At 57.8% G+C, this 21902-nt stretch carries 23 protein-coding genes; 11 read left to right on the forward strand and 12 right to left on the reverse strand.

From position 1 onward, the window contains the following. Positions 1-17 precede the first annotated feature (17 nt). Entirely contained in the window at positions 18-1424 is a 1407-nt protein-coding gene (uxaC, locus tag AC2D8V_RS12750; RefSeq protein ID WP_484733953.1) for a glucuronate isomerase, read from the forward strand. Next, positions 1421-2863, forward strand: coding sequence for a mannitol dehydrogenase family protein (locus AC2D8V_RS12755; protein WP_484733954.1), 1443 nt, complete (start codon positions 1421-1423; stop codon positions 2861-2863). Before uxaC ends, AC2D8V_RS12755 begins: the two co-directional genes overlap by 4 nt. Here the strand turns inward: AC2D8V_RS12755 and AC2D8V_RS12760 are convergent, their stop codons facing one another. From AC2D8V_RS12760 to AC2D8V_RS12775, 4 genes are all read right to left on the reverse strand, one after another. Beyond that, positions 2864-3904, reverse strand: a complete 1041-nt coding sequence (locus AC2D8V_RS12760; protein ID WP_484733955.1) for a quaternary amine ABC transporter ATP-binding protein — start codon at positions 3902-3904, stop codon at positions 2864-2866. 9 nt (positions 3905-3913) lie between these two features. Then, positions 3914-4948: an ABC transporter permease gene (locus AC2D8V_RS12765; protein WP_484733956.1), complete on the reverse strand. Its 1035-nt coding sequence runs from the start codon at positions 4946-4948 to the stop codon at positions 3914-3916. A 70-nt stretch (positions 4949-5018) separates the two neighbouring features. Continuing rightward, on the reverse strand, positions 5019-5987 hold the full coding sequence (locus AC2D8V_RS12770; protein ID WP_484733957.1) for a glycine betaine ABC transporter substrate-binding protein: 969 nt from the start codon (positions 5985-5987) through the stop codon (positions 5019-5021). A gap of 16 nt (positions 5988-6003) precedes the next feature. Next, a complete protein-coding gene (locus AC2D8V_RS12775; protein WP_484733958.1) occupies positions 6004-6168 on the reverse strand; it encodes a hypothetical protein in 165 nt (54 codons plus the stop codon). Between the two features lie 129 nt (positions 6169-6297). On the opposite strand from AC2D8V_RS12775, the gene AC2D8V_RS12780 reads away from it, so the two are divergent. Next, entirely contained in the window at positions 6298-8487 is a 2190-nt protein-coding gene (locus tag AC2D8V_RS12780) for a thiamine pyrophosphate-dependent enzyme (protein WP_484733959.1), read from the forward strand. Further along, a complete protein-coding gene (locus AC2D8V_RS12785) occupies positions 8480-9511 on the forward strand; it encodes an ACP S-malonyltransferase (RefSeq protein WP_484733960.1) in 1032 nt (343 codons plus the stop codon). The genes AC2D8V_RS12780 and AC2D8V_RS12785 overlap by 8 nt, the downstream gene beginning before the upstream one ends. A gap of 19 nt (positions 9512-9530) precedes the next feature. Here the strand turns inward: AC2D8V_RS12785 and modC are convergent, their stop codons facing one another. From modC to modA, 3 genes are read right to left on the reverse strand one after another with little or no spacing between them, the layout of a single operon-like run. Continuing rightward, positions 9531-10625, reverse strand: coding sequence for a molybdenum ABC transporter ATP-binding protein (modC, locus tag AC2D8V_RS12790; RefSeq protein WP_484733961.1), 1095 nt, complete (start codon positions 10623-10625; stop codon positions 9531-9533). Further along, the gene (gene modB, locus AC2D8V_RS12795; RefSeq protein ID WP_484733962.1) at positions 10622-11314 is read right to left on the reverse strand and encodes a molybdate ABC transporter permease subunit; all 693 of its coding nucleotides are present in this window, start codon (positions 11312-11314) and stop codon (positions 10622-10624) included. The genes modC and modB overlap by 4 nt, the downstream gene beginning before the upstream one ends. A gap of 12 nt (positions 11315-11326) precedes the next feature. Further along, positions 11327-12091, reverse strand: a complete 765-nt coding sequence (modA, locus tag AC2D8V_RS12800; protein WP_484733963.1) for a molybdate ABC transporter substrate-binding protein — start codon at positions 12089-12091, stop codon at positions 11327-11329. A 239-nt stretch (positions 12092-12330) separates the two neighbouring features. Here modA and AC2D8V_RS12805 point away from each other — a divergent pair, with 239 nt between their 5' ends. The 3 genes from AC2D8V_RS12805 to AC2D8V_RS12815 are packed head-to-tail and all read left to right on the forward strand — an operon-like array spanning position 12331 to position 14548. Further along, positions 12331-13035, forward strand: coding sequence for an ABC transporter permease (locus AC2D8V_RS12805; RefSeq protein WP_484733964.1), 705 nt, complete (start codon positions 12331-12333; stop codon positions 13033-13035). Then, positions 13029-13745 carry an ATP-binding cassette domain-containing protein gene (locus AC2D8V_RS12810; RefSeq protein ID WP_484733965.1) on the forward strand — a complete coding sequence of 239 codons (717 nt, stop codon included), beginning with the start codon at positions 13029-13031 and terminating at the stop codon, positions 13743-13745. The genes AC2D8V_RS12805 and AC2D8V_RS12810 overlap by 7 nt, the downstream gene beginning before the upstream one ends. After that, positions 13742-14548, forward strand: a complete 807-nt coding sequence (locus tag AC2D8V_RS12815) for an ABC transporter substrate-binding protein (RefSeq protein ID WP_484733966.1) — start codon at positions 13742-13744, stop codon at positions 14546-14548. The genes AC2D8V_RS12810 and AC2D8V_RS12815 overlap by 4 nt, the downstream gene beginning before the upstream one ends. Before the next feature lie 3 nt (positions 14549-14551). On the opposite strand, the gene AC2D8V_RS12820 is transcribed toward AC2D8V_RS12815, so the two are convergent. The 4 genes from AC2D8V_RS12820 to AC2D8V_RS12835 are packed head-to-tail and all read right to left on the reverse strand — an operon-like array spanning position 14552 to position 17008. Further along, entirely contained in the window at positions 14552-15046 is a 495-nt protein-coding gene (locus tag AC2D8V_RS12820; protein WP_484733967.1) for a DUF6505 family protein, read from the reverse strand. Continuing rightward, positions 15043-15747 (reverse strand): biotin/lipoate--protein ligase family protein, encoded by a 705-nt coding sequence (locus tag AC2D8V_RS12825; protein WP_484733968.1) that lies wholly within the window; start codon positions 15745-15747, stop codon positions 15043-15045. The genes AC2D8V_RS12820 and AC2D8V_RS12825 overlap by 4 nt, the downstream gene beginning before the upstream one ends. Beyond that, positions 15744-16811 carry an Mrp/NBP35 family ATP-binding protein gene (locus AC2D8V_RS12830; RefSeq protein WP_484733969.1) on the reverse strand — a complete coding sequence of 356 codons (1068 nt, stop codon included), beginning with the start codon at positions 16809-16811 and terminating at the stop codon, positions 15744-15746. Before AC2D8V_RS12830 ends, AC2D8V_RS12825 begins: the two co-directional genes overlap by 4 nt. Continuing rightward, on the reverse strand, positions 16808-17008 hold the full coding sequence (locus AC2D8V_RS12835) for a DUF6494 family protein (RefSeq protein WP_484733970.1): 201 nt from the start codon (positions 17006-17008) through the stop codon (positions 16808-16810). Before AC2D8V_RS12835 ends, AC2D8V_RS12830 begins: the two co-directional genes overlap by 4 nt. An 89-nt stretch (positions 17009-17097) precedes the next feature. On the opposite strand from AC2D8V_RS12835, the gene AC2D8V_RS12840 reads away from it, so the two are divergent. Continuing rightward, positions 17098-17838 (forward strand): hypothetical protein, encoded by a 741-nt coding sequence (locus AC2D8V_RS12840; protein WP_484733971.1) that lies wholly within the window; start codon positions 17098-17100, stop codon positions 17836-17838. On the opposite strand, the gene AC2D8V_RS12845 is transcribed toward AC2D8V_RS12840, so the two are convergent. Further along, entirely contained in the window at positions 17832-19787 is a 1956-nt protein-coding gene (locus tag AC2D8V_RS12845) for a 4Fe-4S binding protein (RefSeq protein WP_484733972.1), read from the reverse strand. The genes AC2D8V_RS12840 and AC2D8V_RS12845 overlap by 7 nt on opposite strands. Before the next feature lie 296 nt (positions 19788-20083). On the opposite strand from AC2D8V_RS12845, the gene AC2D8V_RS12850 reads away from it, so the two are divergent. The 3 genes from AC2D8V_RS12850 to AC2D8V_RS12860 are packed head-to-tail and all read left to right on the forward strand — an operon-like array spanning position 20084 to position 21878. Further along, complete coding sequence (locus AC2D8V_RS12850; RefSeq protein ID WP_484733973.1) at positions 20084-20671, forward strand: DUF3305 domain-containing protein; 588 nt, start codon at positions 20084-20086, stop codon at positions 20669-20671. Beyond that, positions 20668-21270, forward strand: a complete 603-nt coding sequence (locus tag AC2D8V_RS12855; protein ID WP_484733974.1) for a DUF3306 domain-containing protein — start codon at positions 20668-20670, stop codon at positions 21268-21270. The genes AC2D8V_RS12850 and AC2D8V_RS12855 overlap by 4 nt, the downstream gene beginning before the upstream one ends. Then, positions 21267-21878 carry a TorD/DmsD family molecular chaperone gene (locus tag AC2D8V_RS12860; RefSeq protein ID WP_484733975.1) on the forward strand — a complete coding sequence of 204 codons (612 nt, stop codon included), beginning with the start codon at positions 21267-21269 and terminating at the stop codon, positions 21876-21878. Before AC2D8V_RS12855 ends, AC2D8V_RS12860 begins: the two co-directional genes overlap by 4 nt. Positions 21879-21902 lie beyond the last annotated feature (24 nt).

Consider the following 21902-nt stretch of genomic DNA (forward strand, 5'->3'; position numbering starts at 1 on the left):
TAACTGTGAGGAACACAATGCCGTTGAACGATCCGGACCGCCTTTTCCCGGCCGATCCACGAACCCGAGACATCGCCCGCGCTTTGTACCAGACGGTTGCTGACCTGCCCATCATCAGCCCGCATGGTCACTGCGATCCGAATTGGTTTGCCAAGAATGACCGGTTCGACAACCCCGCTGCCCTTTTCGTGACACCGGACCACTACGTGTTCCGCATGTTGATCAGTCAGGGTGTAGATCCAGACGCTTTGGGTATTCCGCGCGTAGACAGTGGCAAGGTCGAGCAGGATCCGGCAAAGATCTGGCAAATCTTCGCAGAGAATTTCCACCTCTTTCGTGGTACCCCCTCGGCCATGTGGCTCAACCACGCGTTTGAGCATGTGTTTGATCTCGACGTGGCGTTCGGGCCTGACACCGCAGCGTTTTATTTCGACCGCATTGAATCGAGACTTGCCCAGCCGGAATACCGCCCGCGTGCTCTGTTCGACCGGTTTGGCATCGAAGCTTTGGCCACGACAGAAAGCGCGTTGGACGAACTGACGGCCCATCAGGCTATCGCGGATAGTGGCTGGGACGGCCGGGTTGTCACGACCTACCGGCCTGATGCTGTCGTCGACCCGGTCTTTGAGGGGTTTATCGATAATGTTGCCCGTCTTGGCGAGATCACCGGTGAGGATACCCAAAGCTGGGAGGGATACCTCGCGGCGCACCGCAGCAGGCGCGCGTTTTTCCGCGAGTTGGGCGCTACTGCAAGTGATCACGGACACCCAAGCGCCCATACGGCAAACCTGAAACCGGAAGCGGCCGCTGCATTGTTCGCCAAAGTTCTGGCTGGATCGGCATCCGAAGCTGAACAAGAGATGTTCCGCGGCCAAATGTTGACCGAGATGGCGCGGATGAGCGTGGACGATGGCATGGTCATGCAAATCCACGCTGGATCAAGGCGCAACCATTCTGCCCGGATGTTTGCCAGCCACGGGCGAGACAAGGGCTTTGACATCCCCGGGCGCACAGATTTCGTTGCAGCTTTGAAACCCTTGCTGGACGAAGTCGGTCTGACACCGGGGCTGACGATTATTCTTTTTACGCTCGATGAGACGACCTATGGGCGTGAATTGGCGCCGTTAGCAGGGGCTTATCCAGCACTGCGACTGGGACCGCCATGGTGGTTCTTTGACAGCTATGAAGGCATCAAGCGCTTTCGTGAGACGACCACAGAAACTTGCGGCTTTTACAATACGGTCGGATTTAACGACGATACGCGCGCATTCTGCTCGATACCTGCACGTCATGACGTAGCGCGCCGCAGTGATTGCGCTTATTTGGCTGAACTCGTGGCGACGGGGAGGCTTGGTGAAACCGAAGCCTTCGAGCTGGCTTATGACTTGGCGTATCGGTTGGCGAAAGAGGCGTACAAGTTATGACCGACGCGCCGCGCCTGAAACGCCGCAAGGAACGAACAACGGCGGGCATCGTGCATCTGGGGCCGGGGGCATTCTTTCGTGCCTTTAACGCGATTTATACCGATGACGTCATTCTGAACCAAGGCGGCGACTGGGGCATCATTGCGGTCAGCATGCAAAGCGATCGTGCGCGTCGGGAGCTTGGTGATCAGGAGGGGGCTTACACCTCGGTCAGTCTCGAACCGGGCCGCGACATCAAACGGGTGGTCGAAGCAATAACAGATGTCATGGTGCTACCCGACGACCCCAAAGCGGTGGTGCAAGTGATGGCCAGCCCACAGATCAGGGTTGTCACGATGACTGTTACTGAAAAAGGATACTGCCACTCTCCTGCGACTGGCGCACTACGGCTGGACGCGCCTGAAATTCAAGGCGATCTGGCCAACCCTGCGTGCCCAAAAACGATGCCGGGGTTGATTGTCGAAGCGCTGGCACAAAGGCAGGCGGCGGGCCTTCGGCCATTCACGGTTTTGAGTTGCGATAACCTGCCGTCCAATGGTGACACCACCCGTCGGGTGATCCTCGATTTCGCACGGGCAAGGTCGCCGGACTTGGCGGAATGGATTGCGCATGCGTGCCGTTTCCCGTCCAGCATGGTGGATCGGATTACACCGGCCACAACGGAGGACCTGATCGACAAGCTCAGGCAGACCGAAGGTTACACAGATATGGGGTGTGTCCAGCACGAACCGTTTCGTCAGTGGGTGATCGAAGATGATTTTGTCGATGGCCAGCGGCCGGACTGGTCATGTGCTGGCGCGCAATTTGTGCGTTCGGTAGAGGCCCATGAAGCGATGAAGCTGCGCTGTCTGAACGGAACCCATTCAACGCTTGCATACCTCGGGTTTCTCGCGGGTTTCGAAACCATCGCGGACGCGGTTTCGAAACCTGCGTTTGCGGAACTGTGCCGCCGGATGTGGCACCAAGAAATACTGCCCACAATTGAGCAACCCGAAGGTGAGAATCTCAAGGCATATGTTGCAGCTTTGCTGGCCCGCTATCAGAACCCGGCCATACGGCACAGGACGTGGCAGATCGCGATGGATGGCTCACAAAAGCTTCCGCAAAGGCTGCTTGGGACGATTTCGGATAACCTGTCGCAGGGCCGTGTGCCCGGTTTGCTGTGCCTCGCAGTGGCGGGATGGATGCGCTATGTCAGCGGGCAGGACGAGAAGGGCTCGCCGATCGATGTACGAGACCCGATGGCTGATCAGTTGCGACACGCGCACGAGGGCGCGGCAACTTCCGAAGCTGCAGTTGCCACGTTGCTTGGCTTCTCCGACATCTTTCCCACCGAGCTTGCGCAGAACACGACCTTCCGTGCCGCAGTGACAGACGCCTATCTCGAACTTGAAGCATATGGGGCGCTGGAGACTGTGACGCGCGCAGTCGCGCGCTAGCTATTTGACCACTGTGCTGGACACACGCGGAACCAACGCTTTGACCAGATCGGTCATCTGCAGGATGCCAACCGGCGTTCCTTGGTCCAGAACGCGGTAACAATGGTTGGTATCCCCGCCCGAGATTGCAATCAAACGCTCTAAGGTGTCGTTTGCTTCTACGCTGCCCTCGGTTTCGACGTCAGACAAAGGACGCATGACAGACCTCACTCTCAGCACGCGGGCGCGATTGATGTCGCTGACAAAGTCTTCGATGTAAGGATCTGCGGGATTGAGCAAAATGCCTTGCGGCTCGCCTTGCTGTATCACCGCCCCGTCTTTCAGGATCACGAGGTGGTCCGCCAGTTTCAACGCTTCGTCGAGGTCGTGGGTGATAAAGATAATTGTTTTTTGCAACTCGACCTGCAGTTCAAGCAGCAAATCCTGCATATCTGTCCGGATCAGGGGATCGAGCGCCGAAAATGCTTCGTCCATCAGCATGATGTCGGTGCCGGCGGTTAGCGCGCGCGCGATGCCAACGCGCTGTTGCATGCCACCCGAAAGTTGTGCGGGATAACGGTCTTCGTATCCCTTAAGCCCGACCCGCTCCAGCCACCTGCGCGCTTCAGCATCCTGAGTGGCCCTGTCCGCCCCCTGAACGGCGAGCGCGGTTGCCGCGTTCTGTAACACAGTACGGTGGGGCAACAGAGCGAACTTCTGAAACACCATTGCCATCTTTGTCTGCCGCATACGCCGCAATGCATCTTCTGACAGCGCAGTGACATCTTCACCATCAAGGAGGATTTCGCCTGCGGTAGGTTCAATTAGCCGGTTGAGATGTCGGATCAGCGTCGACTTGCCAGACCCTGACAGCCCCATGACGACGGTGATTTCGCCGGCCTGCATATCCACATTGATGTCTTGCAGGCCAAGTACATGGCTGTGATCCGCGAGCAGTTGATCCTTGCCCATGCCTGCATTGACATGCTGCATCATTTGCTTGTCGCGCGGGCCAAATATCTTGTAGACGCCGCGCAGTCGAACTTTGGGCATATCGTTCATTCGAATTCCTCAATGCGCCTTGGTGTTCTTGTCGATACGCCCCAGCGCGGCCTTGGACGCCCGGTCGAGGATCACCGCCAACAGCACGATGCCGACCCCCGCCACAATGCCCACGCCCAATTCAAGATTTCGAATGCCACGCAGTACCAGAACGCCCAGACCGGGTGCCGAAACGAGGCTGGCGATGACGACCATTGCAAGGCTCATCATGATCGTCTGGTTGACGCCTGCCATGATGTTCGGCAGCGCCAGTGGAAGCTGAACCCCCCAGAGCTTTTGCCGTTTTGTCATCCCGAAAGCATCCGCCGCTTCGATCACGTCCCGGTCTACCAAGCGGATGCCGAGGTCCGTCAGACGAATAACTGGCACGATTGCGTACAAGATGATCGCGATGCCATACAACTTGGACTCGGTGACGGAAAACAGAAAGATCAGCGGGATCAGATACACAAACGTCGGCAACGTCTGCAGCAGATCGAGCACCGGCACAATCATACGCTGCAATGCGTTGGATCGTGACATTGCGATACCGATCGGAACGCCCAGTGCCACGGACAAGCCTGTACAAACAAAAATGATCGACAAGGTTTGCAAAGCCACGTCGAGATGGTCAATGACGCCGAGAAACAAAAATGATCCCGCCACAAACACAGTGACGCCCTTGGATCGCGAAACCAGCCATGTCAGTGCGATCAGTAGTGGGACAATGATAAACCAAGGCGTGGTCGTAAACAGCCACAGCGCCCCGTCCAGCATCCATGACAGCGGTTGTGTGATGGGATCAAGAACCAGTTTCAAACTCTCGCGGGCCGCAAGAAAGGCATTTTCCACACCTGCTGTCATATCCCGCGTCTGCGGGATTTGCGCGCAGGATTCATGCAGAGCATCCAATGAAGGAAAGGGTAACGTGCCCTCGGTGTTTTCTTCTCCGTCACCGCTGAGCTGTCCCAAAAGGGCGGCCATCGAGGTTGGCGCGTCTTCGACATTTTGATCGCACCAGTCGCGCAACCCCAGCGCATCGAAAACACCGTCGTAATATGCCATTGTCCCACCCCCGCGTCGTAAAGCGCCGCCCATTCTCGATGGGCGGCGCTCGGCTTTCGTGATCTGTCGGTTACTTCAGCAAAGCGCTGAGGTTTTCCTTCGCCGCGTCATTCAGCCAGGCCGACCATGTGTCCTTAAAGTTGGTCAGGAAATAGACGGCTGCTTCTTCGTAAGAGGCATTATTGCCTTCCTGCCATGCAAGCACTTCGCCCATCTGAGCGTTTGTAAAGCTCATCTTGCCTAGCATCTCGGCCACTTCTGGCTCGCGCTCGGAGAAAGTGGTTGTCGCGGCAGTGACGACATTTGATGTGGGGTAGGCGGACAAACCCGGAGTGGCGCAGTCTTCAAGCCCGTTGCATGTGTGCGTCGCCTCATCGTAGGCGGGCATCTGGACTTGTGCCATCGGATACTTGCCCAGCACAGACGTCGGCGCCCAATAGTAGCCAAACCACGGCTCTTTGGCCTCGTAGGCGGCGGCGATGGCCGTTGCGAGTGTCTCGCCGGATCCGTGTTGGAAACGCTCTACACCAGCTTCGGCAAGTTCGGCGGCCTTGAAGTTGTTGAAGTTGGTGACATCGCATCCCCAACCCGATGGGCAATCGTGGAACAGGCCACCGACAAGCTCGGGGTTTGCCTTGATGCCTTCGAGGGTTGTCAGTTCCGGATGCTCATCTGCCAGATACTGCGGAATCCACCACGCTTCGACGCCACCGTCCGAAAGCACTTTTGACAACTCTACCAGTTTTCCCTCTGCCACAAGGTCGTCGTAGACCTCTGTATAGCTTGTCCACAATTCGGTCAGAATGTCCGGTTGCCCCGTTTCCGCCACCGATGTCATAGCCGGCACAGTCGTGGTCGGTACAACTGCGACCTCGCAGCCGTAGCCTTGCGTCATGAGGAACTTCGCAACAGAAGTCACGACCGCCGAAGACGCCCAGTCCATTTCAGTGATTGAGACTTCGCCGCAATCAGCATAGGCCGCAGACGCTGTCATACCCGATGCAAGGCACAGGCCCGCCGTCAAGATTTTGATTTTCATGATTTACTCCCTGTTTTTATTTCACAAAGTCAGGCCGGGTCGCCAGTCTTTCCGGATCGGTGACGGCAGAACTGACATGTTTTTTGCCAAAGCGCCCCGCACCCGTCACACCAGACGCGGCAATCAAGCCCGACCTTTCCCGTAAATGGTTATGGAGCCAACCCAGTGCGGTCAAGCGCATAAGCATCCGGCCTTGAAGGCATTGCTGCTTTGGTTTGCCGCAGTTCATGGACTTTTTCCGCGAATCCAATCAACGTCGCGCCGGTGCGCTTAACGCCGGGCAACAAGGCAAAGAAAGAAGGACTACGACATGGATCGAGCCGCCATCGTCCATGAGAAATTTCTCAATCGGGTCGCTGCGCGAGATTTCCCGCAGAAATGTCAGCCGTCGCCTGCGCTGCCTGATCCGTTGCTGGTCCGCTTGTTCCGTTCTCAGTGCCTGTCGCGCCAACTTGATCGTACAAGCAGGGCGATGCAGAAAGCCGGGCAGGGGTACTACACCATAGGCTCAAGCGGGCACGAGGGTATGGCTGCCGTCGCTGAAAGCCTGTTGCCGACGGATATGGCTTTTCTGCATTATCGGGATGCCGCATTTCAAATCCATCGCGCCGGGCAGGTGCCGGGTCAGACCCCTGCGTGGGACATCTTGCTCAGCTTTGCGGCCAGCAGCGAGGACCCGATTTCGGGCGGGCGGCACAAGGTGCTCGGCTCCAAAGCGCTAAACATCCCCCCGCAAACATCGACGATTGCCAGCCACTTGCCCAAAGCAGTGGGTGCAGCTTATGGCATTGGCCTTGCGCACCGCCTCCTTCCAGATGGGCAGGCGCACCCCAAGGACGCAATTGTAATGTGCTCTTTCGGGGATGCCTCGGCCAATCACTCGACGGCACAGGGGGCCATCAATGCCGCCTGCTGGAGTAGTTTTCAGTCCGCGCCGATGCCTTTGCTATTCGTGTGCGAAGACAACGGTATCGGGATTTCGACACCAACGCCGCAGGGTTGGGTCGCAGCCAGTTTTTCCAATCGTCCCGGGTTGAAATACTTTCACTGTGATGGCTTGGATGTGGCGGAAACCCTGAAGGTTGCTACGGCTGCCGCGCGGTATGTCCGGCAACACCGCAAACCCGCATTTCTTCACCTGACCTGTGTGCGGCTTTATGGGCATGCAGGTTCTGATGTCGAGGCGTCATACCGCGCGCAGGCGGCGATTGACCGCGATGAGGGGGACGATCCGCTGTTGCACACCGCTTCCCTTCTGGTCACACGCAATGTGCTTTCGCCGCAGGAGGTACTGCAGATTTACGAGACGACTGGTGCTGAATGCACCCGGATCGCGACCGAGACGGTAACCCGCCCGCGCCTAAGCACAGCGCGGCAGGTCGCGGCAAGTCTCGTCCCGCCACCTCGGGATCGGGCTGCCACCAATGGTCCGTCCGCTGAGGCGCGCGCCAATGCTTTCGGGAGCGACCTGCGTGGTATGTCGGAGCCGCAGCCCATGAGCCGTCTGATATCATGGGCCCTGACGGATCTGATGCTGGAACATCGCGAAATTGTCCTCGCGGGCGAGGACGTCGGGCGTAAGGGAGGTGTCTATGGTGCAACCCAAAAACTGCAGGCACGTTTCGGCCCGGACCGGGTCATCGACACGCTTCTCGATGAACAGTCCATTCTTGGGCTTGGTATCGGATTGGCGCACAACGACCTGCTGCCGATGCCGGAAATTCAGTTTCTTGCCTATCTTCACAACGCCGAAGACCAGCTGCGTGGCGAGGCCGCAACCCTCAGCTTTTTCTCAGACGGGCAGTTCACAAACCCTATGGTTCTTCGGATTGCGGGGCTTGGGTATCAACGCGGGTTTGGTGGGCATTTTCACAACGACAACAGCCTCGCCGTGCTGCGGGATATTCCCGGGATTATTTTGGGGTGTCCGTCTACCGGGGCGGACGCGGCGATGATGCTGCGCGAGGCCGTCCGGCTGGCGCGCGAAGAGCAACGGGTGGTCGTCATCGTAGAGCCTATCGCACTTTATCCCATGCGCGACTTGTTAGAGCCGGGGGATGCTGCGTGGATGTGCCGGTACCCGGATCCGGGAGAAAAGCTGACTTTCGGCAAGGTTGGTGTTTACGGGGACGGAAAGGATATTTCCATTGTTACCTACGGTAACGGTCATTTCCTTTCCCGTCAGGCAGCGAATGCGCTGGCTTCGCACGGAATTGAGGCGCGCGTCATTGATATGCGCTGGTTAAACCCGCAGCCGGACGAAGCTTTGCTTGAGGCGACGACTGCCTGCGATGCGGTGCTCATTGTGGATGAGTGCCGTCGCACGGGAAGTCAGTCCGAAGCTTTGATGGCGCTTTTTTGTGAAGCGGGGCGCAAAAAGCTGGCGCGTGTCACCGCCGAAGACTGCTTTATCGCAACTGGGCCGGCCTATGCGGCAACCTTGCCATCTGCCGAAGGGATCGTAAAAGCTGCGCGCAAGCTGGTGGAGCAAGATGGTTAAAAAAACTGCCGTTATCATCTGTCCCGGGCGTGGCACATACAACAGGACCGAGCTTGGTTATATCGCGGCGCATCACGCTTCTGAGCGTGCTTTGCTCGACGTCTTCGATCTTGCGCGTGGCAAGGCGGATCAGACATCAATTTCGGCTTTGGATGGTGCGCAACGGTTTTCCCCAAGCGTCCATACAACCGGTGAGAACGCGTCACCCCTGATCTACGCGGCGTCGCTGTTCGATGCACGCAGTCTGATGGATCGTTTTGACGTGGTTGCTGTCACGGGCAACTCTATGGGCTGGTACACGGCACTGGCTGTCGCAGGTGCCGCAAGCCCCGAGCACGCCTTCACCATCGTCAACACAATGGGAACACTGATGCAGCAAAGTCTGATCGGTGGGCAAACACTTTACCCCGTCGTCGACGAGGCATGGATCGAAATACCCGGGTTGCGCGCAAAGCTGCTGGAATTGGTCACGCTGATCAATGCACGAGACGGCCATGATTTGCACGTTTCGATCAAGCTTGGCGGTATGTTGGTCGTTGCGGGGAATACGCGGGGGCTGGACGCCTTTGAGGCGGATTTGCCGCCTGTTCAGGGGCGATACCCGATGCGCCTTCCCAATCATGCAGCTTTCCACACTCCGCTTCAAAAGCCGGTTGCACAGCAGGGCCGCGCTCTATTGGCAACGGATCTCTTTGAACCGCCTGAAATTCCTCTGGTGGATGGGCAGGGTGCGGTTTGGTATCCAAAAAGCTGCACTGCGGAAGCTTTGCGTGATTACACGCTGGGGACACAGGTCGTGACAGCCTATGATTTTACCAAGGCGGTGACCGTTGTGGCCCGCAGTTTTGCACCGGATGTCTTTGTCCTGGCCGGTCCTGGGACAACACTGGGCGGCGCGGTTGCACAAAGCCTGATATCCGCCGGGTGGCGCGGGTTGGACAGCAAAGCTGCCTTTCAGGAACGCCAGAAAAGCGACCCTGTCATTCTGTCCATGGGGCGCGCGGAAGATCGCACACGCCTTTGATGCGCAGGCTACTCCGGCGTCACGATCGGCCTGCGTCTGCAAGGCCAACACGTGCAAAAGAGACGGCCTTCAAAACAGCATAGACGGAGAGCCCTTTTTGCAGTGACAAAGTCTGGGCTGACCGGCGGGTGAGCCGCGCCAGAAACAACGCGTCTCCAGCTTGAAGCTGCACAAGTACGCCAGGCCCGTCGCCGTGCCGAATTTCCGTAATGGTTGAGGGCACGACGTTAAGGGCCGATATGCCTTCGGGGCGGGATGTGGCAAGCATGACATCCTGCGCATTGATCCGCAGGCGTAATGCGGTACCGACAGGATGGGGAACCTTTGGCAGCAATAATTCGATGCCGCCTGCCGACACGGCGCTGATGCCATCATCATGATGCGCGCGAACCACACCCTCCAGTAGCGCGCCTGCCGCTTGCGCTCCCAAGGGAGTGACGGCGGGATCACTCAGCATGTCGCTGGCCGAGCCGATCTTTTGCACAGCGCCGTCTTGCAGACTAACCACCGTATTGGCCAGCCGCGCCACCTCTTCTGGTGCGTGGCTGACATAGAGGATTGGAACATCAACTTCGTCGCGCAAGAGTTCGAAATATGGTAATATTTCTTGTTTTCTCTGCGAGTCCAGATTGGCGAGCGGCTCATCAGCCAAAAGTAACCGGGGCCCAGACAGCAAGGCGCGCCCGATGGCTACGCGCTGTCGTTCGCCGCCAGACAGGCCAGCGGGTCGGCGTGCCAGCAGATGGTTTATTCCCAAGAGTTCTACAACTCTGTCAGTTTCCCGTGCCGACGGCTTTTGTCTTGCAAAGCGGCTGCCGTATTTCAGGTTTTGCTGAACCGACATATGCGGGAACAGGCGGCTATCCTGAAAAATATACCCGATGCGCCGCGTGGCCGGCGGCGCGTTGATGCCTTTTGCGCTGTCGAAAACGACTTGCCCATCCAACGCGATCCGGCCGCGGTTTGGGCGAAGCAGGCCCGCAACAGCATTCACGATGGTGGTCTTGCCAGAGCCTGATCGCCCAAAGAGCACCGTGATTCCGTGCGGCGCCTCAAAGGCGGCTTTCAGCGCAAAGCTGCCTTGGGTGTATTCGATGTCGACGCTGAGGCTCATGCGGCCTCCAGTCGGCGCGCCATACGCCGCGACAAGACCTCTGATCCAAGCAGAGCCGCCATTGCGATCACGACAGATATGATGACCAGCCGAATGGCGGACCCTTCAGCACCGGGCACCTGCAAAAAGGCATAGACCGCCGAAGGAAGGGTCTGCGTTTGGCCGGGGATGTTCGACACAAAAGTAATTGTCGCGCCGAACTCTCCCATCGCTTTTGCAAAAGCCAGTATACTGCCCGCCAAAACTCCGGGTAGCGCGAGAGGAAGGGTGATGGTCAGGTACACCCAGTACCGCGGGGCACCCAGCGTGGAAGCTGCTTCCTCCAGCTTTGGATCAATCGCTTCGATGGACAGACGGATCGCCCGTACCATCAAAGGAAAGGCCATGATGCCCGCTGCCAGAGCCGCACCTGTCCATCGAAATGCGAAAATGATGCCAATCTCGGCCAAAGCACGCCCCAAAGGAGCCTGAATGCCGAAGGTGAGCAGCAATAGGTAGCCGGTAACGACCGGTGGCAGGATCAGAGGCAGATGCACCAATCCGTTGAAAAGTTGTTTGCCGAAAAAGGTTTTGCGTGCCAGCAGATGCGCAGTAGCGAGAGCAAATGGCAGGCTGACCAGCGTGGCCCAAAACGCGACACGCAAAGAAAGCGCCACCGCGCTCCATTCCTCTGGACTGAGCCAAGTCATCTTGCGTGCTTCCTACGGGATGGAAAAACCATGCTTGCTGAATATCTTATGTGCCGCGTCACTTTGCAGATAGTCAAGAAAAGCCTTCGCGTCCGGAGTGTCGCTCTGATGTGTGATGGCGCCGGGGTAGACGATCTCGCTATGGCTATCCGCAGGGAAAGTAACCTTGATTGACACGCGCGGATCGGCCTGTGCATCTGAAGCATAGACAATTCCCAATGGTGCAGCGCCGATGCTCACGAGCGTCAGTGCGGCCCTGACGTTATCAGTTTGCGCCACATGAGGCACGACCGCCTCCCACAATCCGGCTGTTTCCAACGCCTGACGGCCATAAATACCGGCAGGCACGGCATCGACCAAGGCCATCGCCAGCGGTCCGCGCTGCAACTCCCTGAGAATGGGCACAGGGTCGGTAAGATCAAAATCACCTCGTGTTGTCGGCCCCCCGATCATAACGAGGCTGTTTCCGATCAGATCGACGCGTGTTGCTGGGTTGATGTTTCCACTGCCTTCCAAGGTGTCCATCCAGTCCACGCTTGCCGAAATAAAAACATCGACCGGTGCGCCTGCGGCGATCTGCCGGGAGAGCGCCGACGTCCCGGCATAGGAAACCACAACCTCTGACCCGGTCGAGGTTGAGAAGGCTGCTGCCGCATCATCTAGAGCCTCTTTCAGACTTGCCGCCGCAAAGACATCAATCGTCTGCGGCGACGCGACAACCACGTTAGCCGTCATTTGGGCCACGATGGCCGCACAGAAGAGAGGGTTACGAAACATGAACGGACTATGGGCGCAGTGACCAACCGGGCGCAAGCAGTCAGCGTTTGATTTGGCTTTAGGGGTCAAGAAGCTCTTTGGCGCACACAGGCCTCCGGCCATTCCATAGCGTGGTCAATCACGGTGTCTTTGCAACGGAGATTTGCCCGCGCGGCAAATTTGCGCGGCGATCTGATTGCGCCCGTAGCGGCGTTAATCTAGTGTTTTCCGCAAGGTGGGGGAGCAGGTAGCCAGCTGGCATGAATGACATTGTTGACGGGTTGATCGCAGCATTTTGGCTGGTGGCCACACTCGATCCCGATCTTATTGAAATATCTCTGCGGTCGCTGCAGGTCAGCCTGACCGCTTTGCTCGTGGCCTGTGCAATTGCCCTGCCATTGGGCACTTTTCTCGCGATCCGGCGATTTCGCTACCGGCGTCTGACGATTTCGATTTTGAATGCATTGATGGGCTTGCCGCCGGTGGTGGTTGGGCTGATCGTCTACATTCTACTGTCGCGGTCCGGCCCCTTTGGCGTTCTTGGGCTGTTGTTTACCCCGACCGCCATGGTCATCGCGCAGGTCGTAATCATCACGCCGCTGATCGCATCCATCACCCATCAGGCCATGCGTGAACTCTGGGCGGAGTATCATGATCTTCTGATTTCGCTGAACACGTCGCAGCGGCAGCGCATCAAAACGCTTATCTGGGACGGGCGGCGAAACCTTCTGACAGCAGCGCTGGCCGGGTTCGGGCGCGGAATCGGAGAAGTCGGCGCCATCATGATTGTTGGCGGCAACATCGACAACGCGACCCGCGTTCTGACCACTGCCATTGCGCTTGAAACCGGCAAGGGCGATTTCGCGCTGGCACTGGCGCTTGGGTTCGTGTTGATCGCCATGGCAATCGGGATCAACATTGCTATTCACTCGTTGTCGCGCACGGAGCGGGAGGGTCGTTGGTGAGCACAATCCTTCCCCTGACCGTGGAGAATGTAAGCGTCCACCGGCGCGGTAAACGTCTGATCGGGCCTGTTAGCCTTGATCTGAGCTCAGAAGGGACAACCATCATTCTGGGGCCCAATGGGAGCGGCAAGACCACGCTGTTGCGCGTCATGCACGGCGTGGAGCGGATAAGCGAGGGCATCGTGCGCTGGGCCGTTGAAGACAGCGAAGCGCAGCATCATCAGGCTTATGTGTTCCAGACGCCGATCATGCTGCGGCGCACAGTGACGGAGAACCTTGCCTATCCGTTGCAGTTGATCGGGCTGGAGCGTGGCGAAACTAGTGCGCGGGTCAGAGAGTGGTGTGCCCGGATCGGGTTGCAAGATGCCGCCGGCCTTTCGGCAACACGTCTGTCCGGGGGAGAGAAGCAAAAGCTTGCGCTGGCACGGGCGCTCATCCGCAAGCCACAGGTGCTGTTCCTTGATGAGCCCTGCGCCAATCTGGACGGTGCATCGACGCGCGATATCGAAACCTTGCTGGCCGATGCGCGCGCCGAAGGCACACGCCTGATTATGACAACGCACGATATCGGGCAGGCGCGGCGACTTGCCACCGATGTCATTTTCATGCTGCATGGCAAAATACACGAAAGCGGGCTCGCAACGACAGTTTTCGACGCACCGCAAACGACCGAATTACAAGCATTTTACCGAGGAGACATCATCACATGATGCGAGGCGTTCTGACAGCCGTAACGGCATTGTTTCTGGCGACATCGGTGACGGCGGAAACCTTGCGGCTGGCTGTCACTACATCGTTCGAGAATTCAGGGTTGAGCGCGGTTCTCTTGCCCGCAATCAAGAAGGATATTGGTCTGGACGTACAGCTTTTGGTCGTTGGCACCGGTCAGGCGCTGAGGCTTGGGCAGGCGGGTGATGTGGACGCGATCCTCGTCCATTCCAAAGCAGCAGAAGAAGAATTTGTTGCGGGTGGATATGGCACCCACCGACGCGAGATCATGTACAACGATTTTGTGCTGATCGGGCCAGTTGAAGATCCGGCTGCTATTGCACCTTCAGACAGCGCTGCAGATGCGTTGGCCCGCATCGCCAGCGCCGAACCTGCTTTCGTCAGCAGAGGGGACGACAGCGGGACACACAAGAAAGAGTTTTCCCTCTGGCAATCGGCGGGGTTGTCCCCAAGCGACTTTGGTCCATGGTACCGCGCAGTCGGAGCAGGAATGGGGGCCAGCCTCAACACAGCCGCTGGTCTGAATGCGTACATCCTTGCAGACCGGGCAAGCTGGCTGAATTTCGGTAACAAATCAGCGCTTGCGCTATTGTACGCCGGTGATCCCGCCCTGTTTAACCAATACGCCTACTTGCCGGTAAACCCAGACAGGCACGACCACGTCAAATACGAAAGCGCACTGGCATTGGAAACATGGCTGACCAGCGCACGCGCTGGTGAATTGATCAACGGCTACACCATTGACGGTGAAACCCTGTTCACCTTCAACGCCACAGAAAAATAGTGCTCAGTGCTGATGCGGTTCGTCGTCGAGTGAGCCGTGAATCGCGAACTGGTCAAGGCCGGCATCCTGAGGCTCGATCATGCCGTAGCTTTCCTTGACGCCAGCGTCGGTCAGTTCTCTGGCAACGGTAAGCAGCGTGTTAGGTGGCTGTTCCTCGCACAGATCAATCATGCTGTCGATTTCCTGCAGCGCCGTACCCATGGCGGCCTCGACAGACGGCGCACCATAAATGTCGACGAAATGCTGGGCGAGAGACCGCGCCAGGGCCTCGCGTTCAAACGGTTCAATTTGTGCGACCGCCACAAGGCTGGAACGGCCAAAGGTTTCAAGGCCCAGCCAGCCCGTGGAAAAAGCCTGCTTTGCCTTTCCCACCAGATCGCCTTCGGTCCAGTTCGAAAACTCAAATCCGCCAGAGATACACCACTCTCCAGTGCGCGCAGGGCTGTGAAAGACGCGCATGTCGCTTTCGTCGAAATGAATGGCACGTGCTAGTTTCATGGTGTTTCCAACAAGGTCTGTGTAAGCGGGATGATCCTTGTCTCGTCGCCGGACTTCAAGATCATTCCGAAGTTTTCATCGACACCCAAAAAGAGGCCTTGGGTACTGCCTGCGGTGCAAGTGTCTTTCAAACCGTGTGCCAAAGGGGTCCACTCGTTGTGCAAGGGGCGCACCCCGTCGTCATTCCAGCGATTTATCCAGACGAGCGTATGACGCACCCAGGCTTCCAGCAAATGCGCGGGGTCGATTTCTGAACACCCTTCCGCAAACAGCGAGGTGACATCAGGCGTCAGGCCGGTGTCTTCAGCATCTGTCCATAGCGACAGGTTCAGGCCGACGACCAACCAGTCAGGTATTTCTTCCGGGTCGTGCGGCGCCGCAGCCATGGTCAGGGTGCCGCACACGGCGCCATTGACGCGGATCGCGCCATTCCAGTCGAGATGCACGCTCACCTCTGGTGGGGCTATGGCACCAAAAGCATTTTGAAATCCCACCCCGCAGAGCGGCAGCATGATCACAGCTTCGCTCAGTGCGACTTCTGGGGCAAAAACGATCGCTGCCCGCAATGTATCTGGCTGTATGTCATATGTGACAAGACCAGCATCGCAACCGGTTTTCGCCTGTTCACATGCCGCAATAAAAGGATCCACGCCCGCAGTCGCCATGGCGCTGAAAAGCGGTGGAAACTGCAGCGCGCTCATGCTTTTCCGTCTGAAATCAGACGCCGCGCCACGGCCCGGAACGCATCAGCTTGCGGACTGTCGGGCTTGGACACCACGATGGGCGCACCGCCATCGGCAGCCATCCGGATATCCAGATGCAGTGGAATTTCCGCCAAAAGCGGCACGCCAAGCTTTTCCGCTTCGGCTGCAACGCCGCCATGACCAAAGACATGTTCTTCGTGCCCGCAGTTGGAGCAGATATGCGTCGACATGTTTTCGATCATTCCTAGAATGGGCGTGCCCAGTTGATTGAACATATCGATGCCCTTGCGCGCATCAAGAAGGGCCACGTCCTGCGGGGTTGAGACCACCACAGCCCCATCAACATGAAACTTCTGGGTCAGTGTCATCTGCACGTCGCCGGTGCCGGGCGGCAGATCCACAATCAGCACGTCCAACGCGCCCCACTGAACCTGCGTCATCATTTGTTGCAACGCCCCCATCAGCATCGGGCCACGCCACACCGTGGCCTGATCATCGTTGGTCATCAGACCGATCGACATCATCGTGACACCAAAATTGCGCATGGGTAGAATTGTCTTGCCATCAGGGGACGCAGGCCGCCCTGACACGCCAAGCATGCGCGGTTGTGACGGGCCGTAAACATCCGCATCCAACAGGCCGACACGTCGGCCCTCTGCGGCAAGCGCACAGGCTATGTTGGACGAGATCGTCGACTTGCCCACGCCGCCCTTGCCCGATGCAATGGCAAGAATACGATCGACGCCGGGTACCTTTTGCGGGCCGCTGGGCGTCGAGGCGCGTTGTGGTTTGAGGTCAGGTGGCGGCGCTGGCGTGCTGTGCGCGGTCATGACCACCAGAACACTCGGCGCCCCAGCGCCGGAAATCGCCGCTTCTGCCGCCTCTTTGACCGGCGCATAAAGCTCGGCCTGTGCAGGAGCGATCTCCATCACAAACCGTACGGCACCGTCTTCGGCAACGGTCAAAGCCTTGACCAGTCCGGCAGACACCAGATCACTGCCGCTCACCGGGTCAGATATACTCTTAAGCGCGGCAAGGGCCGCATCGCGCGTCATGCTCATTCGTCAGATGCACCTGTAATGGTGCCGGTGACCTCATGTATCAGGTCCAACCCGTCGACTGTTAGCACGACGCGTGCTTCAAAGGATTTGCCCGCGGCCTCGGGCGCGTTGCGCATGGCCTCTTCTATGGCCTGCTGTGAAGTGACGCCTACTTGCTTGAGGAATTTGCGCATCGACATGTTGAAATCATCGCTCATCCGGTATCTCCCTTAATCTGGCTCGGTCTTGACGGTTGCTTGCTCCCGCTCCTAGGCTGCTGAAACAGCAGCACGAAAGGCGAGGCGATATGAAGAAGCTTTGGCGGTTTATCGTGATTGGCATGTTGTTTGCAGAGGCCGCGCACGCTCAGGACGACCCTCTGAAACTGGCCGTGCCCGAAGTGCTGGAAACCTCTGGCTTTGCGCAATTTCTGGTGCCGCGCTTCTCGCTTAAGACGTCCGTTCGCATTGAACGTGTTGGTCCCGATGCCGAAGCCCAAATGCAATTTGTCCCCGGCGGCGGTGACGTTGTATTCGTTGGGCTGGATACCCAATGGGGCTTTGACCACAACGGGGATCCCCGTGCTGTCCGATTTCTTGACTGGTTGCGGTCCGATGTTGGCAAACGTACCATCGAAAGCTTTTCCAGCGCGGACGGAGACACTTTCAGTTCGGAATTTGCGTTTGTAAAACAAAGCGATACACCGGTTTATGAAGGTGATGCCGCAAGAGGCGAGGAGGTCTCGCTTTCGATGTGTGGCCGATGCCATGTGATCAACAAGAAAAATCGAATGAACGGCGTTGGCTCGACGCCGTCTTTTGCCGTGCTGCGCGGATTGCCCAACTGGGACACACGCTTTGCCACATTCCACCTGCTGAATCCACATCCCAGCTTTACCCAGATTGCGGACGTCACAGAGCCGTTTGACCCGACGCTGCCTCCACCCATCGTGCCGTTGGAAATGACGCTGGATGACCTTGAGGCGATACTGGCCTTCGTCTCGAAAATCGAGGCAGCTGATTTGGGCGCACCAATCCAATTTCAGTGATCCCGGCGTTTGCTGAGATAGTCGTCAGTGGTGCGTACACGTGGGCGTTCCCCCGCTGCAAACGGGTTGTCAGCCGAGTGGTACTGGGCCTGAATACGGCAGTTATCACACATCTGAATCATACGTATGGTCTCAGGCTTTGAGAACATGGCGTGGTTGTTTGCCAGCTTTTCGGTTATCCGTTCCACCGTCGACTTCACGCCAAACAGCACGCCGCATTCAATGCAGGCAAACGGCTCTTCCTCATGCAGCACCTTTTGGCTCAGGGCTGCATCCGTCAGGTTGAGTTGTGGTTCCAGAGTGATTGCCTTCTCCGGACAGATATTCGCGCACAGACCACACTGGAGGCAGGCATCTTCCTGAAACCTGAGCTGTGGATTGTCCGGATTATCGACCAGCGCACCGGACGGGCAGAGCGACACACAAGACAGGCACAGCGTGCACGCATCCTGATCGACCAAGACAGCGCCGTAAGGAGCGCCTTGCGGCAGGGAAATGACTTCAGCTTCAGGCATCAGGGCCTTGGCTGCCACTCGGGTGACCTGACGGCGGGTGCCAATTGGCAGTATCGGGTCGGCAAGTGCTGCGTGGTTGCCAGAAGTGCCAAAGCTGTCCGAAAGCGCGTCGGGATCCTGCACATCCAACAGACGCAACGGCTTCTGGCCGGAAAGCGCTGAGACGAGCGCACATTCGTTTTCCAGAACCGCACGTTCGGTTTTGGGCGACAAAAGAATGTCGACAGACGCGAAGCCTGCCGCCAGCGCGGCCAGCATCTCCGCATGACCAAATCCGGCCAGCGCGGCGACGCTCAAGGGGATCACATCGGCAGGGAGGCCGCGGCCGTGACGCGCGGCTAGCGAGATCATTTCCGCGCCAAAGCTGTCGTCATGCACCAAGAGGCGCGGCGCGCTGCCACCTGTTTTTCGGAAAGTTGACGCCAGCGTATGGAGACGGGAAAAAACCGTTGCGACCGGCGGCGCGTCGTAACTGATAGCACCCGACGGGCACAAAGCCGAGCAAGCACCGCATCCGGCGCAGATCATGGGGTCGATGGCGACATGCTCTCCGGCAGAAGTAATCGCGCCCGTTGGGCAAATATCGAGACATTTTGAACATGCAGGCTTTTCGGCACGCGAATGCGCGCAAAGTGGCTCTTCCAGTCGGACATACAGCGGTTTTTCAAACGTCCCTACCAGTTGCGACGCTTCCAGCACAGCCTGTGCAACTGCCGGCTGGCTACCGGGATCGGCGCGCAGATACCCGTCTCTTTTCTCTGGCGCTGGAAACAGGCTTTGTGCGCCGGTCAGATCGAGGATGATATCGCATTCGCTAAGCGCGCCGTCCCGGGGTGGGGTCCAGGTCGCGTCGCCACGCCCGCCTGCGATCACCTGCTGAAAATTATCAACGCGTATTTCGAACTGGCCCAAGGTACCTTTGGCTCTGTTCAGGACGCCCGCGATGACCTCATGCTTGGCGGGATGGTCAACCGGCGCAGGCGCGCTGATCAAACGCGTGACAGCCAATGCGCCACTCAGTGCGCTGGCGGCCTCTTCTGCCGCAGGGGTATCGCCAAGGATGAGGCAGCTTCCGTGCGACACGATATCCACGGATTTTTCAGTCGGTTCAGGCAGCAGTGCCTCGGCGATCAGCGCTGCTTGTTTGGGTGTCTTCGAGTGTGTGTCATCACTCCACCCTGCACGGTCGCGAATATCGACAAACCCTGCAACGCTGACATCAAGCTCTTCAGACAACTCTCTGAAAAAATTTGCTTGTTGCTGGCATGCGATAAGTACATCACCTTCGCGTATGGCTTGCGCTGCCTGTTCAACTTGGGCGCCGCAGGCTTCTGTCAGAACGCGGCCACTCGTGGTGCCAGTCGCTTCGGTCAGGGCCCCGGGCTCAATCGTTTGAGAGCCAAGGCAGTCGCAAAGCAAAAGCTTTTTGGTCATGTCATCCCCCTTGGGCGCAATTCCTGCTGCGCGCGGATGCATAGCTATTCAGTATTTTGGCGGCAGGTAAACCGGATTCGTACGAGTTTTTAGAGGATGCACGATATCGCAACGCGCTTCTTTTGCCTTTCATAACAAGAATTTAATAGTGCAATAGCTGAAATATTAAGCGATTTCAGATATTTGCTCAAAACAATGCGATGCGGCGCCGGGTGACCTCGCAGTTTGTATACGGAGATATGCAATTTTTCCTAGGATATCGGTCGCTATTTGATAGTCTGGTGTCGAAAGGTTCAGTGCGAGGACTTTCATTGACTGTATTGTATCGGAATTCGCAGACGCTTCGCGTAGGCGTCGTCATGCGCCGCTCTCCTGGTAGTACCCGGTGGGCAGCGTGGACGTGGCATGCGGTCGCCGTATTGCCCGGCGCTTCCGATGCGGACTGGAAACTGATGCGTGAAGAAGACGGCGCAGCCGAATTTCACGCGGCAACGCGCGATGTGACGCTCTACGTCTCGGATACCGAAGCGTACGTCCACGAGTTGGGTACGCAGCAGCCTTCAGTCTATGTTGTTTTACGGGAAAGCCCTGAGGCTTCCGAGCATCCGCTTGAAGTGGTGCATGTCACCGCGTCGCCCTACGAGGCGCAGGACTATGCCGACAGTGGCGAGGAAATCGTTGAGAAGGTGGCCATGCCGCCAGCTGTTCTGGCTTGGGTCGAAGATTTTGTCGCGCAGTTTCATGTGGAGGAGCCGTTCGTTAAGCGCCGCCGCGACAAGGCGCGTACGGATCGGCGCGAGGACGGTGTGGGCGATGCGCGCATCGCGCAGGCAACTGACGTTTATCGTGCGCCGCGCAAACGTAGTCAGGAGGCCGCAGAGTGAGGCAAGCTGGCTCATTCTGGGAGCGCCGCAAGGCTGCCGTGGCTGCTGAGGCCGAAGCCGAGAAATGCGCGGTCGACACCGAAAAGCGCACAGAAGAGATTGCAGGCAAAGAAGATCATGAAGTGCTTGCGGAGATGGGGTTGAAGGATCCGGATGAGATGCAGCAGGGCGACGATTTTGCTGCGTTCATGTCCCGCGACGTGCCAGAGCATTTGCGCAAACGTGCTTTGCGCAGCTTGTGGCGCAGCAATCCGGTGCTGGCGAATGTTGATGGGCTGAACGAATACGACGATGACTACCGCGCTGCCATGTTGCTGCAGAAGCCAATCAAAACCGCATATCAGGTTGGCAAGGGCATGAAGGCCCATATTGACGAAATGGCGCGGCAAGCCGAGGCGCGCGAACGACAAGAAGACACGGCGCCCGAGGCCGAAGCGGAGGATATGCAAACCGCTGAGGTTGAGGCACCTTCTCAGGCCTTCGAGCCCCAAGAGGTCGCTTCGATCACGCCGGACAGCGAAACAGAAGTGGAGGGGGCGCAACCCGACGATGTCATGCCCCGCCGGATGCGATTTCGATTTGAGGAAACAACAGCATGAGCGCGCAGACGGACCTGATGACCGATATTTCTCCAGAAGACCGCTTGCGCGCGGATTTGTACAATTTCCTAGGCCTGATCCTTGCACGACCTGCTGATCAAATGCTGCTTGACCAGACAGCGGGCCTGAGCGGCGACGACAGTGACATCGGGCAGGCCATCTCAGGGCTGGCTCGCGTGGCAAAGGCGAGCAAAGTCAAAGCAGTAGAGCGCGAGTTTAACGCACTTTTCATTGGCCTTGGGCGCGGCGAATTGTTGCCATATGCCAGCTATTATCTGACTGGCTTTCTAAATGAAAAGCCGCTTGCGCGCTTGCGTCAGGATATGTCTGCGCTGCAAGTCGCACGTGCGGACGACGTGTTCGAGCCGGAGGACAGCATCGCGTCATTGATGGAAACCATGGGGGCGCTGATCGTCGGACGCTTTGGAGAGCCGGTCGGTCTCGAAAAGCAGCGCACGTTTTTCAACAACCACATAGCACCTTGGGCGTCGCATTTTTTCAGTGACCTCGAAGCGGCGAAGTCATCTGTCCTCTACGCGTCAGTTGGCACTGTAGGGCGCGAATTCATGAATATAGAACGCGAAGCATTTCGCATGACCGCAGGGTAGCCTGCAAAATCGGGCGGGACGCCG

This window comes from Roseobacter sp. YIN89 (genome assembly GCF_057219365.1).

Excerpts from the sequence above, each read along its gene's own strand:
- uxaC (WP_484733953.1), top strand. The coding sequence starts at position 18 with ATGCCGTTGAACGATCCGGACCGCCTTTTCCCGGCCGATCCACGAACC.
- AC2D8V_RS12755 (WP_484733954.1), top strand. The coding sequence starts at position 1,421 with ATGACCGACGCGCCGCGCCTGAAACGCCGCAAGGAACGAACAACGGCG.
- AC2D8V_RS12760 (WP_484733955.1), bottom strand. The coding sequence starts at position 3,904 with ATGAACGATATGCCCAAAGTTCGACTGCGCGGCGTCTACAAGATATTT.
- AC2D8V_RS12765 (WP_484733956.1), bottom strand. The coding sequence starts at position 4,948 with ATGGCATATTACGACGGTGTTTTCGATGCGCTGGGGTTGCGCGACTGG.
- AC2D8V_RS12770 (WP_484733957.1), bottom strand. The coding sequence starts at position 5,987 with ATGAAAATCAAAATCTTGACGGCGGGCCTGTGCCTTGCATCGGGTATG.
- AC2D8V_RS12775 (WP_484733958.1), bottom strand. The coding sequence starts at position 6,168 with ATGCGCTTGACCGCACTGGGTTGGCTCCATAACCATTTACGGGAAAGG.
- AC2D8V_RS12780 (WP_484733959.1), top strand. The coding sequence starts at position 6,298 with ATGGATCGAGCCGCCATCGTCCATGAGAAATTTCTCAATCGGGTCGCT.
- AC2D8V_RS12785 (WP_484733960.1), top strand. The coding sequence starts at position 8,480 with ATGGTTAAAAAAACTGCCGTTATCATCTGTCCCGGGCGTGGCACATAC.
- modC (WP_484733961.1), bottom strand. The coding sequence starts at position 10,625 with ATGAGCCTCAGCGTCGACATCGAATACACCCAAGGCAGCTTTGCGCTG.
- modB (WP_484733962.1), bottom strand. The coding sequence starts at position 11,314 with ATGACTTGGCTCAGTCCAGAGGAATGGAGCGCGGTGGCGCTTTCTTTG.
- modA (WP_484733963.1), bottom strand. The coding sequence starts at position 12,091 with ATGTTTCGTAACCCTCTCTTCTGTGCGGCCATCGTGGCCCAAATGACG.
- AC2D8V_RS12805 (WP_484733964.1), top strand. The coding sequence starts at position 12,331 with ATGAATGACATTGTTGACGGGTTGATCGCAGCATTTTGGCTGGTGGCC.
- AC2D8V_RS12815 (WP_484733966.1), top strand. The coding sequence starts at position 13,742 with ATGATGCGAGGCGTTCTGACAGCCGTAACGGCATTGTTTCTGGCGACA.
- AC2D8V_RS12820 (WP_484733967.1), bottom strand. The coding sequence starts at position 15,046 with ATGAAACTAGCACGTGCCATTCATTTCGACGAAAGCGACATGCGCGTC.
- AC2D8V_RS12825 (WP_484733968.1), bottom strand. The coding sequence starts at position 15,747 with ATGAGCGCGCTGCAGTTTCCACCGCTTTTCAGCGCCATGGCGACTGCG.
- AC2D8V_RS12830 (WP_484733969.1), bottom strand. The coding sequence starts at position 16,811 with ATGAGCATGACGCGCGATGCGGCCCTTGCCGCGCTTAAGAGTATATCT.
- AC2D8V_RS12835 (WP_484733970.1), bottom strand. The coding sequence starts at position 17,008 with ATGAGCGATGATTTCAACATGTCGATGCGCAAATTCCTCAAGCAAGTA.
- AC2D8V_RS12840 (WP_484733971.1), top strand. The coding sequence starts at position 17,098 with ATGAAGAAGCTTTGGCGGTTTATCGTGATTGGCATGTTGTTTGCAGAG.
- AC2D8V_RS12845 (WP_484733972.1), bottom strand. The coding sequence starts at position 19,787 with ATGACCAAAAAGCTTTTGCTTTGCGACTGCCTTGGCTCTCAAACGATT.
- AC2D8V_RS12860 (WP_484733975.1), top strand. The coding sequence starts at position 21,267 with ATGAGCGCGCAGACGGACCTGATGACCGATATTTCTCCAGAAGACCGC.